Origin of the sequence: Labrys sedimenti, from assembly GCF_034424805.1 — a bacterium.
GTDB lineage: Bacteria > Pseudomonadota > Alphaproteobacteria > Rhizobiales > Labraceae > Labrys > Labrys sedimenti.
The window spans coordinates 779140-792196 of record NZ_JAXOUF010000002.1 but is presented as its reverse complement, the minus strand read 5'-3'; the positions used below and the strand labels follow the sequence as shown (position 1 = coordinate 792196).

General features: G+C 64.7%; 8 protein-coding genes. 4 read left to right on the top strand and 4 right to left on the bottom strand.

Annotation, left to right across the window (positions count from 1 at the left end; genetic code table 11):
• Positions 1-120 precede the first annotated feature (120 nt).
• From U1R88_RS10125 to U1R88_RS10110, 4 genes are all read right to left on the bottom strand, one after another.
• Positions 121-3018, bottom strand: a complete 2898-nt coding sequence (locus U1R88_RS10125) for a bifunctional [glutamine synthetase] adenylyltransferase/[glutamine synthetase]-adenylyl-L-tyrosine phosphorylase (RefSeq protein WP_322431105.1) — start codon at positions 3016-3018, stop codon at positions 121-123.
• Positions 3019-3155: 137 nt separating this feature from the next.
• Positions 3156-4604, bottom strand: coding sequence for a sensor histidine kinase (locus U1R88_RS10120; RefSeq protein ID WP_068296806.1), 1449 nt, complete (start codon positions 4602-4604; stop codon positions 3156-3158).
• Between the two features lie 72 nt (positions 4605-4676).
• Complete coding sequence (locus U1R88_RS10115; RefSeq protein WP_068296804.1) at positions 4677-5357, bottom strand: response regulator transcription factor; 681 nt, start codon at positions 5355-5357, stop codon at positions 4677-4679.
• Positions 5358-5604: 247 nt separating this feature from the next.
• Positions 5605-7140, bottom strand: coding sequence for a Do family serine endopeptidase (locus tag U1R88_RS10110; protein ID WP_322431104.1), 1536 nt, complete (start codon positions 7138-7140; stop codon positions 5605-5607).
• A gap of 371 nt (positions 7141-7511) precedes the next feature.
• Here U1R88_RS10110 and U1R88_RS10105 point away from each other — a divergent pair, with 371 nt between their 5' ends.
• The 4 genes from U1R88_RS10105 to U1R88_RS10090 all read left to right on the top strand — a co-directional run bounded on the left by U1R88_RS10105 (position 7512) and on the right by U1R88_RS10090 (position 12888).
• Complete coding sequence (locus U1R88_RS10105) at positions 7512-8042, top strand: RNA polymerase sigma factor (protein ID WP_322431103.1); 531 nt, start codon at positions 7512-7514, stop codon at positions 8040-8042.
• A 39-nt stretch (positions 8043-8081) separates the two neighbouring features.
• Positions 8082-9044 (top strand): FecR family protein, encoded by a 963-nt coding sequence (locus U1R88_RS10100; RefSeq protein WP_322431102.1) that lies wholly within the window; start codon positions 8082-8084, stop codon positions 9042-9044.
• 180 nt (positions 9045-9224) lie between these two features.
• Positions 9225-11915 carry a TonB-dependent receptor gene (locus tag U1R88_RS10095; RefSeq protein WP_322431101.1) on the top strand — a complete coding sequence of 897 codons (2691 nt, stop codon included), beginning with the start codon at positions 9225-9227 and terminating at the stop codon, positions 11913-11915.
• An 85-nt stretch (positions 11916-12000) separates the two neighbouring features.
• Positions 12001-12888, top strand: a complete 888-nt coding sequence (locus U1R88_RS10090) for an energy transducer TonB family protein (protein WP_322431100.1) — start codon at positions 12001-12003, stop codon at positions 12886-12888.
• Positions 12889-13057: the final 169 nt, after the last annotated feature.

Here is a 13057-nt window from a genome sequence, read left to right as displayed (position 1 = left end):
CTCCCAATGAAGCCTCCCGTCGGGAAGCGAAGATCGGCACCATTCTTCCACGTCCGAGCGGCAAAATCGAGCCCGCTCGAAGGGGTGCCGGGGACGAATGGGCCGCATCGCCGCGCGGGCCTACTTCCCGCCGACGACCTGCTTGAAAATGTCCCGCACCCGCGTCTGCGTCACGCCGATGACGGCGTTCAATTCGTCGAAATCACTGCATGCGGACACGCGGCTGAGCAGGATCTTGCCCGTTTCGGATGTCTTGTCGGGATCGAGATTGCCGCCGACGCAAAAGCGGATCACCTGGGAGAGTGCGGTGTAGAGCCGCCAGGCCTCGATGAGACGCCTATGCGCCGTCTTGGCCAGCACGCCGGCTTCCAGGGCCTTGTCGAGAGCCCCGCCGGTATTGGCATCGAGCATGGCCGGATGCTCGGCCGCGTGCAGCAGTTGCAGGGTCTGGGCGATGAATTCGATATCAATCAGCCCGCCCCGGGAATTCTTGAGATCCCAAGGCCCGCGCCCACCCTTCTCGCTTTCGAGCAGGGCCCGCATGTCAGCGACGTCCTTGAGAATTTTGCGCGGCTCGCGTTCGACGGCGAGGATCCCGGCGATGGTCTCCTCGATCAGTCGCCCGAATTCGGCGTCACCCGCGACGATGCGTGCCCGCGTCATCGCCATATGCTCCCAGGTCCAGGCTTCCTTGAGCTGATATTCCCTGAACCCGTCGATATGGATGGCCACCGGCCCCTTCTGTCCGGAGGGGCGCAGCCGCATGTCGACGGAAAAGGCCGTACCCTCCCCTGTCGGGGCCGAGAGGGCGGCGATCAACCTTTGCGTCAGCCGAGCGAACCAGACGGACGGCGCGATCGCACGGGGTCCATCCGTTTCGATGGCATCCGGATCATGGTCGTAGATCACGATCAGATCGAGATCGGAGGAAGAGGTCAGTTCCCGCCCGCCGAACTTGCCCATGGCGAGGATCCCGACGCGGGCACCGGGCGGACTGCCATGGGCTTGCCTCAGCTCGGCGATGACGAGATCGAGCAAGGCCCTGATCACGGCCTGCGCCAGGGCCGTGATCTGCTCGCCGACCAGCAAGGGATCGAGTTCCCCGGACAACAGGCGAGCTCCGAGCACGAAAATGCGCTCGCGCACGAAGATACGCACCAGGTCGAGCTTGTCCTCATAGCTCTCACCCGTCGCGAGTGCGCCGGCGAGGCGCGAATCGATCCAGGCCTGGGCATCGCCGCCCTCGGCGCCATGGTCGAGCAGGCCGTCAAGTGCATGAGGCCGCCGCACCAGCACCTCGGCCAGGCGTGGCGCTACACCGAGCACGCGTGCGAGCACGGAGAAGAGCTTGGCGTTGTTGCGCAGGATTGAAAAGAGCTGGTAGCCCGAGGGCATGCGGGCGAGCAGCCCGTCGAACACGAACAGGGCCTTGTCGGGACGCCCCTCCTTGGCCAGCGCCTGCAATAGAGCAGGCGTGAGTTCGGTGAGATCCTCGCGTGCCTTGGCCGAGCGCATGGCGGGGTAGCGTCCATGATGCCAGCCGCGTATCATCTCCGCCACCTGAGAAGGCGAGGCATAGCCCAGGCGCTCCAAGGTCTTCAGGGTCTCCGGATCGTTCTCCTTGCCGGTAAAGACCAGGCTGCCGACGTCGCTGGCGAGCGGAGCCGAGGCCTCGAACAGGCGGGCATAATGCTGCTGCACGGTCTCCAGTCGGGCGATCAGCGCCCTGGACAGGGCCTCCACATCTGCGTAACCGGCAAAGCGCGCAAACTCCAGGAGAGCCTGCTTCTCCGCCGGCAGGCTATGGGTCTGCTCGTCCGCCATCATCTGTAGGCGATGCTCCAGCCCGCGCAGGAAATCATAGGCTTCGGTCAATTCATCGCGCGCCTCCGGCGTGATCCAGTTGGCCTCCTGCAGGGCGGCGAGCATGGCCACGGTACCGCGCCCGCGCAGATCGGGATTGCGGCCACCGGCGATCAATTGCTGGGTCTGCACGAAGAACTCGATCTCGCGGATGCCGCCGCGCCCGAGCTTGAGATTGTGTCCGGCGACGGCGATGGCCTCATGGCCCTTATGGGCATGAATCTGCCGCTTCATGGCATGGACGTCCGCGATGGCGGCATAGTCGAGATGACGGCGCCAGATGAAGGGCACCAGCCCGGCGAGGAAACGCTCGCCCAGCGCGATATCGCCGGCGCAAGGCCGCGCCTTGATCATCGCGGCTCGTTCCCAGTTCTGCCCGACGCTTTCATAATAGCCATAGGCCGCGGGAAGCGAGATCGCGATCGCGGTAGCGCCGGGATCGGGGCGCAGACGCAGGTCGACCCGGAAGACATAGTCGTCGGCCGTGCGCTCGGACAACAATTTGACCAGCCCCTGCGTCAGCCGCACGAAGAAAGGTGCCGGCTCCAGCCCTTCGCGCAAGGGCGCCGTTTCCGGATCGTAGAGGACGATAAGGTCGATATCGGACGAATAATTGAGCTCGAACGCTCCCTGCTTGCCCATCGCCAATGCCACCAGGCCGCAATCCCGGTCGGGATTTTCAGGGTCGATCGGCAGGAAACGGCCCGCTGCGGCCGCCTCCCGCAGCAGGAAACGCAAGGCCAGGGTCGCACTTTCGTCGGCCACGCGCGTCAGGGCGGCCGTAACCTCGGCAAGCCGCCAGACGCAGCCGAGATCGGCGATGCCGATCAGCAAGGCCGCTTCCTGCTTGAGCAGGCGTAGTGCCCGCATGGCCTCGGCGATATCGGCCGCGGCAGTGCATTGGGCCTTGGCCCGCACGATCGCCTCTTCGAGCACCGCCCCTGGCGCTCCTGCCAGGATGCGCTCCAGGCGGGCGGGATCGGCCAGGGCCAGCCTCCACAGGAAGGGTGAGGCGGTGGCAAGCCCGGCCAGCACGGCGTGGCCCTGTCCGCCCTCCAGCGCCGCTGCAACGGTCGGTTGTGCGGCCGGATCCAGCACTTCCGCCAGATCGGCGAAGCGGGATTTGACACGACGTTTGTCTTCAATGGGAATCATGCCGCCGCCTCACCCTGCTTTCACGCTCTTCTTGTCGTTCCTTGGCGATAGCATTGGTTCAAACAATTCGCATGCGCAAATGGCTGGCTTCGAATGCCATCATTACGACGTAGCCTGTTCTCGGGCGGCTGTCCGGTTCAGGAACGAACGCGCAGGCCGGGGCGGCGCAAGGCGAGCTTGGACAGCGCAGGCTCCTCGGCGGGCTTGTCGGGTAATTCCAGCACCACGCGCAAACCCGGCTGGTTGTCTTCCAGGCGAATCGTACCACCATGCAGCTTCACCATGGCGGAGACGAGCGCCAGGCCAAGGCCGGAGCCCGGGCGCGTGCGGCTCGATTCCAGCCGGACGAAGCGTTCCAGCACCCTCTGCCGGTCGGCCTGCGGAATACCGGCGCCATGGTCGGCCACGCTGAGAATGACGCGCCCCTCGCGCTTCTCGGCCGCAATCGTCACGTCGCCGGCCGCACCACCCTCCTCCTTGGGGCTGTATTTGAGGGCATTGTCGATAAGGTTGGCCAGCGCCTGGCTGACGAGCTCGCGGTTGCCGCGCAGCGCCAAGGGCGATTGCGCCGCCACCACGATCCTGGCGCCGCTCTCCTCGGCAACGGGTTCGTAGAGCTCCGCCACCGCATGCACGGCCTCGGCGACATCGAACTCGCTGAGCGCCCCGTCGATACGGCCGCCCTCTGCCCGCGCGATCATCAGGAGAGCGTTGAAGGTGCCGATCAACCCGTCCGACTCCTCGATGGTGCGATCGAGAGCGGCGCGATAGGCATCCTCGTCCTTCGCCGTTCGCAACGCCTCCTCAGCATGATTGCGCAGGCGCGTCAGCGGGGTCTTGAGATCATGGGCGATGTTGTCGGAGACCTCCTTGAGGCCCGCCATCAGCTCCTGGATGCGATCCAGCATGGCATTGGTCGTCGAGGCCAGCCTGTCGAACTCGTCATCCGTCCCCGCAACCTTGAGGCGGCGGGTGAGGTCCCCGTCGATGATGGAGCGGCTGGTGGCATTGATATCGTCGAGGCGATGCAGCACGCGCCGCGCCACGAACCAGCCGCCGGCCACGCCAAGCAACATGATCAAGCCGACCGACCACAGCGCCGCGTTGAACATGATCGCGCGCACGCGGCTCTGCTCGTCGAGATCGACGCCGACCAGCAGCTTATAGCCGTCCTGCAAGGCAAAAACCCGCACCAGCGCCGTGCGCGGGCCGGCCTTGCCGCCATCATCACGGCGATAGGGAATATTGCTGAGGCCCGGCTTGTCGAGCACGCCATCGGGCAGTTCGCTGACATTACCGACGAGCGCTTCGCCCTGCGGCGTGGTGAGCAGATAGAGCAGCGACCCCGGCCGGCGGGTGCGGGCCTCGATGGTCGAGGCCAGCAGCATCACGCCACCCTGGGCATATTCGTCGCTGAGGCTGTTGATCTCGGCATTGATGGAGTTGCTGATCTGCGAGCCGAGAAGACGCTGGGCATTCCAGAAGAAATAGCCGAGCAGCGAAGCCGCGAACAGCGTGAACACCAGCAGATAGGCGGCCATCAGCTTGAAGGCCGTGGTTCGGATGAGTTTCCGCAGTCCGGTCACGGCCAGTCTTTCCGATTCCGCCCCCGATGCAGTATTCCTCATGCTCACAAGGTAAAACTCTGTCGGGACCGCTTATTTCGCGCTGTCGCGGATCATGTAGCCCGCCCCGCGAATGGTGTGCAGCAATGGCTTCTCGAAGCCCTTGTCGAGCTTGGAGCGCAGGCGCGACACGTGGACGTCGATGACATTGGTGCCGGGATCGAAGTGATAGTCCCAGACGTGCTCGAGCAGCATGGTACGCGTCACCACCTGGCCGGCATTCTTCATCAGATATTCGAGCAGCCGGAATTCGCGGGGCTGGAGGTCGATCTCCTCCCCTGCCCGCTTGACCACATGCGACAGGCGGTCGAGCTCGAGATCGCCGACCCGATAGACCGTTTCCTCACCCTTGCCGGGACGCCGGCGCGACAGGACCTCGACACGGGCCAGGAGCTCGGAGAAGGCATAGGGCTTGGGCAGATAGTCATCGCCACCGGCGCGCAGGCCCTTGACCCTGTCATCGACCTCGCCCAGCGCCGACAGAATCAAGGCAGGCGTCTGCGTGTCTTCGAGGCGCAGGCGAGAGATCATCGAAAGACCATCGAGCTTGGGCAGCATGCGATCGACGATCAGCACGTCATAGGGACCGTCCTTGGCCATGGCATAGCCGCTCAAGCCATCGGCGGCATGGTCGGCAACATGTCCCGCTTCCGAAAAGGCCTTGACCAGGTAAGCAGCTGCGTCGCGGTCGTCCTCGACGATCAGAATACGCATTTTGGTTTCAGACTCATTCATATTTCGAGTTGAAGGCGTCTGAGACGAGCTTTGCCACATTTCGAGGTCACCTCATAGGGCGCAATGATCCGCGCCCGCAGCATTCACATTGATGTTTTCAAGAACGCACCCCCAATCCCGATCTCCTCCGGCCGGAGGGAACGGAATCGGAGGCGGCAAGGATTCGGGCCAAGAAGCCGGCGCGACCGCCCGTGATGGGCGGCCGCACCAGCGGTTTCAGCTCGGATCAGGCCTTGCCGATCGGCAGGGCGACAAAGTGCAGGCCGTCATTGTTCTTCACGCGCAGCAATACGGTGCGCTTGGAGTCGGCCTTGGCGCTCGAAAGGATCTCGCGAACCTCACGCACATTGCTCACCGGCTTGCCGGCAATGTCGAGGATGACGTCGCCCGGGCGCAGCGATTCGGCCGCGGGGCTGCCCGGGTCGACATCGGTTACGACCACACCGGCCTTGCCGGCGCCAGCCACGGCAGCGGCCGGCGCGAGTTCAACGCCCAGGCTCGCCAGTGAGCTCTTGCCACCAGTGTCGTCATCCTGCTGCGAGCGCGCATCGGCCAGCTGCTTGTCGCCCGGCAGCTTGCTGGTCTCGACCTTGACGCTCTGCTCCTTGCCGTCACGCCAGACGGTCAGATCAGCGGTCTCACCGGGCTTCACATCGGCGATGGCACGGGCAAGCTCGCGGGAATCGCTAACTTCCTTGCCGTTGACGGCCGTGATGGCATCACCCGACTGAAGGCCGGCCTTGGCGGCGGGGCCGTTCTTGGTGACGTCGGCGATCAGGGCACCCGAAGCCTTCTTCAGGCCGATGGAGTCGGCGATATCCTGGGTGACCGGCTGGATCTGCACGCCGATATAGCCACGCGTCACCTGGCCGTCGGCCTTGAGCTGCGAGACCACGCGCGAGACGGTCTCGGCGGGAATGGCAAAACCGATGCCGATCGAACCACCAGACGGCGAGTAGATCGCCGTGTTCACACCGATGACTCGGCCGGAGAGGTCGAAGGTCGGGCCGCCCGAATTGCCGCGATTGACGGGAGCATCGATCTGCAGGAAGTCGTTATAGGTCGAGTTGTTGAGATCGCGGCCACGCGCCGACACAATGCCCGCCGTCACGGTACCGCCCAGGCCGTAGGGATTGCCGACGGCCAGCACCCAATCGCCCACGCGCGGCTCATTCTGCAGTTCGAGCTCGACAAAGGGGAACTTGCCCGCATCGTCCTGGACCTTCAGCAAGGCGAGGTCGGTCTTCGGATCGACGCCGATCACCTTGGCCGTATAGGTCTTGCCGCCATCGGTGACGACATCGACTTCCTTGGCATGGTCGACGACGTGATTGTTGGTCACGACATAGCCGTCAGCCGAGATGAAGAAGCCGGAGCCCAGCGCCATGCCGAACTGCTTGCGAGGCCGGCCGGGCTGCATGTTGCCGCCGCCAGGCCCGTTGAAGAAGAACTCGAACGGATTGGCCGGCGCACCGTCATTGTCGTCGTCGGAGGCGCTGGCATTGGTTTCGGTCTTGACCTTGATGGAAACCACCGCCGGCCGCACCTTCTGGACGATATCGGCAAAACCCGGCTGCGCGACGCCAGATTGAACGGCTTGGCTCTGGGTCTGAGCGAAAGCAGGCGTGACGGACGGCATGACCACGAAGTTGCCGGCAACCGCGCCGGCGACGCCAAGGCCGAACACGGCGGCCATCAGGCGCGTGCGGCGGCGGGCAAGGATACCGGCCTTCGGCTTCATGTCATGATCGGATGAATTCATCGTGATAGGCTCCATAATGACACGGCCTTCCGTAGGGATAGACCGGTCGCCTTTGCTTCAGCGCCCCCATTCAGCGCCGTTGCCGGTGACAATGCCCTGACCAACATTACGGCTCTTTTTCCGTCGCATTACTCTTTAGTAAGACGCACTTTTTTCCCGCTTGAGAGCATGTTCCACCGGCTGGATGCCGACCCCTGTCGCACTATAACCGCACATCCCACCGGACGGCACCGGATTTCCGCGCCCCTTAGAATCCATATAAACTATTGATGTTGCAGGGAAATTATTGATGGGATATCAGGTCCTGCATTGAGTTGACGCGCATCGACCTCTCGAAGCGCGACTTCGTTTCCATTTCCGATGCCGCGCCGATGACGACGTTCACCACGACCGATGCCCGTGACGACCTGATGTCGCTTTATCTGCGTCAATGGAAAACGCTGCGCAGCCTGCTGCGCAAACGCAGCGGCTCGCACGATCTGGCGGAGGAGGCCGTCCAGGAAACCTGGCTGCGGCTGGCGGACATGAAGAGCACGCGAGGCCCCATTCTGGATCAGCAGGCCTTCCTGCTGCGCATCGCCGGCAACATCGCCATCGATCTCGCCCGCAAGGATCGCCGGCATTCGGCCCGCTGCCTCAGTGACGAGGCTATTCTCCAGGCCATAGCCGACAATGCACCGTCGCCCGAGACGATCACGATCGATTGCGACCAATTGCGTTTCCTGGCCATCGGCCTGTCAAAACTTGCACCCAAGCCACGCACCGCCTTGCTGCTGAATCGTTGCGACGGCCTTTCCCATCGGGACATCGCAAAGCGGCTCCGCGTTTCCGAAAGCATGGTGGCGCGCTACCTCGCCCAGGCGCTGCGATATTGCCGCGACCATTTCCGCGCCGTCGCCTGACCCCTCGGCCGATCGCGTATAGATTGCCGGGAGCAGAGGGTGACGAGAACGCCGACCAGACAGATGGAACCGGGCCAAGAGAGGCAGCAAGCCGATATCGCACTCAGTGACGCGGCCATCGACTGGCTGGTCAGGCTCCATTCCGGCCAGGCAGGCAAGGCCGACCATGAGGCTTTCGCGGCCTGGCGCGGGCAGAGCCCGGAACACGAACTGGCCGCCCGCGAGGCCGAGACGATCTGGCACGGCATCGGCCTTGCCGGAGGCAAGGTCCAACGCAATGCCCGCGCCAAATTGACGAGACGGGCAGTGCTTGGCGGCGTGGCGATCGGTGGATTGGCCGTCGCCGGTTCCAGCCTTCTACGTCCGCATCTGTTCGCCGACCACAACACCGGTGCCGGAGAACGTGCGACGATAACCCTGCCGGATGGCTCCACCGCCCTTCTCAACGGCGACACGGCGCTGAATGTCTCCTTCGATGCCGCCCAGCGGCGCCTGGAACTGCTCGCAGGTCAGGCGCTGTTTCAAGTCCGGCCGGACGCCGGACGGCCTTTCGTGGTGGCGGCCAATGGCGGGCAGGCGCGGGCCGTGGGAACCGTATTCGACGTCGACATCCGTTCGCAGGAAGTGGTCGTTACCGTGGTGGAGGGACAAGTGGACGTGACGGCCGGTGCCCGCCCCGGCCCGGGCGTACTCGCGGCAGCCGATCAGCGGGTGCGCTACGGCCCAGACAGCCTCCCCTCGGCGGCCGAACCCGTCGACGCCGAATCCGAGACGGCCTGGCGCCGAGGCAAGCTCATCTTCAACCAGAGGCCGCTGGGCGATGTCGTGGTCGAGATCGAGCGACAGCGCCGCGGCAGGATCGTGATCACCAGCGCCCGCCTGCAGTCGCTGGAGGTGACCGGGGTATTCGAGCTGGCCGACCCGGAATCCGTGCTCTCCACCATCGAGGCGACGCTCCCCGTCAAGGTGACGCGGCTGCCCTTCGTCACGATCCTGCACTGAAGCCGCCTTCCCTCGAGCGCTTGGGACATGGTTGCGCTCCCCTCTTCCGCGGGCACTTCGAAATTTTCCTGCCGACGCGGTGCAAGATCGCCGGTCTCGTTTCGTCCTGGAGATATGGGGGTCTGGCAGACGTTTTCAGGAAACGCCTGCTCTCCCCCTTTGATCAGCGGGGCGGGATTGATGGACGGCAGAAGATCGGGACATGACAAGGGGTGCGGCTTTGGCGGTCTCACCAGGATCGCACTTTTGGGGTCGGCATCGATCGGCCTGGCGCTGGCGTCGGCATGGTGCGGCGGCGCCGCCTATGCGCAGACGTCACAACAGGCCACCATTCGCCTCGACATCCGCCAGCAGGGCATGGGCCCGGCGCTCACCCGCCTTGCCGATCAGGCCGGGCTGCGCCTGCTGTTCGCCTCGTCCCTGGTCGCCAATCGAACCAGCCCTGCCCTGTCCGGCAGCTACACCCGAGAACAGGCGCTTTCGCGCCTGCTCGCAGGCACCGGGCTTTCCTACAGCTTCACCAGCGCCAACACCGTGACTATTGGCGGGCGTGCTGCCGGCACGGCGGCCCCGCCTGCCGACGACGGCTCGCTGGTTCTCGACGTCATCACCGTGACGGCCGGCAGTGGTGGCAACCCGCAGGAAGCCCCCTATGAGACGCCGGCGCCCACCGCTTACATTTCGGAAAAGGCCATCGAGCGCTTCCGGGGATCGAGCCCGGCCGACATCTTCCGGGGCACGCCGGGCGTGACGTCGGGCGAAGCGCGCAACGGCGCCGGTGCCATCGACGTCAACATCCGCGGCATGCAGGGCATGGGCCGCGTCGCGGTGACGGTCGATGGCGCCGAGAATGCGGTGACCGTCTACCAGGGCTATCAGGGCATGTCCAACCGCACCTTCGTGGACCCGGACCTGCTCGGCGGCATCGACATCACCAAGGGATCGGATGTCACCTCCAGCGGCATCGCCGGCACCGTCGCCATGCGCACGCTCGATGCTGCCGACATCGTGGAGGGCGGCAAGAATTACGGCGTGCGGGTCCGTGGCGGCTTCGGCACCAACACCTCTTCGCCGAAAGCCGGCGCGGTGGCTGGCTACCAGTGGCCTTACGCCTCCTGGGCCCCACCCGTCGCCACGCCATCCCCGACCGGCATGGACCGGCCAGCCCTCCTGTCGCCGACGAGTGGATCAGCCAGCGTCGTGGCAGCGGTCAAGCAGGAGAATTTCGACCTGATCGCCGGCTACGCCTACCGCAAGCAGGGCAATTACCACGCGGGAACGAACGGGCCTTCGGCCTATCCCATCCATCTGGGACCACGCCGCGTGTGCTCCACGCCCACCTACTGCGAGAACTACAAGGACTATATCGACAATGGCGGCATCGCCAATTACCGCGCCGGCGAGGAGGTGCTGAACACCCAGCTGGAGACGCAATCCTGGATCGCCAAGGGAACGGTGCGCTTCGGCGACGGGCATGGCGTGCAGCTCGGCTATAACGGCTTTCGCAGCGAAGCCGGCGACCTTCTCGCCTCCAGGCTCACCAATGACCGGGGCCGGGCGGTCCAGCAGGCCCAGACCACCGGAACCTCGGTGGATACAGTCACGCTGCGCTACCGCTGGAAGCCCGAGGACAACGATCTCATCAACCTCAAGACCAATCTGTGGTGGAGCAAGCTGGAGATGCGCAATCCCCTGCGCGCCGGCTACAGGCCGCCCAAGCCGGGAGATTTTCGCTCCGGATCCGACACCGACATGTGGGGCGCCGAGATCACCAATACCTCCAAATTCCATCTGCCCTACGGTTCGGCCGACCTGACCTATGGCCTCTCCTATCGGGGCGAGGACACTCGCCCGAGCCGCGGCACCAAGGAGGCGGAAACCTGGCTGGACTTGCGCGACGGCATCCGCCACGAAGCCGCCGGTTTCGCCAAGGTCGCCTGGCAGCCCGTCGACTGGCTCACCCTCAACGGGGGGCTGCGTTACCAGTATTTCTGGTCCGAGGATCGTAACGCCCCCGAACAGGTGCGGCCCGACTACACCTACGACACCAGGCTGGCCAAGGGCGGCATCAGTCCCTCGATCGGCGTGACGGTCGAGCCTTTCGACGGCACCCAGTTCTACGTCAACTATTCCAATGCGATGCGGCTCCCCAGCATCATGGAATCGGTCTCGGCCTTCACCATGAACGTCAATTCGCATCTGAAGCCCGAGCGTTCCAGCAATTGGGAAATCGGCACCAATCTGCGCCGGGAGGGCATGCTCTCGGCGAATGACAAGGGCATGCTCAAGCTGGGCTATTTCGACTGGACCGTCGACGACTACATCGCGCGCCAATGGTACACCTTCCCCAATGGCGTCTCGGGCATGCGCATCTTCAACATCGATCGCGCCCATTTCTCCGGCCTGGAACTGTCCGGCCGCTACGAGCTCGGCGGCTTCACGGCGGATCTGGCGGCCAATTACTACACCAATGTCGAGTTTTGCCGCACCGCCGGGACCTGCGAGAACAAGTCGCTTTATGCCGACTATTCGACCAACCATATTCCGCCCCGCTATTCGCTGGCGCTCACGCTATCCCAGAAATTGATGGACGACGCGCTCACCGTCGGAGGCCGGATTTCCCATGTCGGTGCCCGCGCCATCGGCCATGGCGACGTGACGGCCCAGGGCGCATCCCAGTTCATCGCCCTGGTGGATTGGAAGCGGCACACGCTGGTGGACGTGTTCGCCGAATACAAGTTCAGCAAGAACCTCACGGGCAGCGTCCGCGTCGAGAACCTGACCGACCAATATTACGTCGACCCCCTGAGCCTGGTGCAGCAACCGGGCCCGGGACGCACCTTCTACGCCTCGCTGACCGCCACATTCTGACGGCGCCGATGAACACGCTGCGCGAGGCCAGCTATCCCACGATAGCCCCGGTCGGGCTGGAGTGCGTACCGGAAGGCGCCTCATCGTGACCGATTGGCAAACCGTCTCAGGCTCCGGGAGCCGCCTCGCGGATCTGGCTCTCTGGGCCGGTTCGGGTCTCGTCGTGCTCAGCCTGCACCTTGGGGTTGCCATCTGGTGTCTGTGGCCGTCGCCGGCGGCGCCTTCCGCCGATGCGCCCCCGCCAGCGATCATGATCGAGCTCGCGCCGACCCCGGAGGCGGTGCAGACCCAGACCAACGAGATTTCTCCCGACCTGCAGGCGGCGGAACCCCAGGCGGCCAGCGAAGCGGCCCCGGCGCCCGAGGAACCCGTGCCCGCCGACCCCATCGAGGAGGTCCAGGCTCCGGAGCCGGTAACGGAGGCAGCCAAGCCGCAACCGATAATGGAAACGCCGCAGACACAGGTCACACAGGCCGAAGTACAGCTCCCCCAGCAGCGGCCCATCGAGGTGAAGGCGAGGCAGCAGACTGCTCTCCGGCCAGAGCCAAAAAAGCCGCCCAAGCAAAAGCCAGCCAAGCCACGTCCTCAGCACGCCCAGGAGGCTTCGAAGGCGGCCGTCGTGGCACAGGTCCAGGCCAACCAGTCGAGCCGCAACGCAGCCCGGCAAACCAGCTCCGGCCAGCTGTCCGGCCAGGCGCCGGCGCAGTGGCGCTCGCAGTTGATGGCGCATCTCGAACGGCGCAAGCGCTATCCGGCCGGCGCCAGTTCGCGCGGTGAACGCGGTATTGCCTATGTCCGCTTCCGGATCGACGACGAAGGCAACGTACTGGCAGCCTCGCTCGCCCGCTCCTCGGGTTCTGTCGAACTCGACCAGGAGGTACTGTCCCTGGTCCGGAGGGCATCGCCCGTTCCCGCGCCGCCGGCTGGCGTCAACCGGACCATCACCGCGCCGGTTCGGTTTGATTCGAGATGAGATCGGTGCCCGAGCAACCAGGCAAAGCAGACAGGGCCATGGCGGTCCAACGATTGTCCAAGCTCGATCCGCGATGAACCTTGCTGGCCGAGCGATGTTCTATGAAGGCTGCCTCTCTGTCATGGTTCCGCTTGGGCTGGAGAGGAGCGCCACCGACCTGATAGCAAAA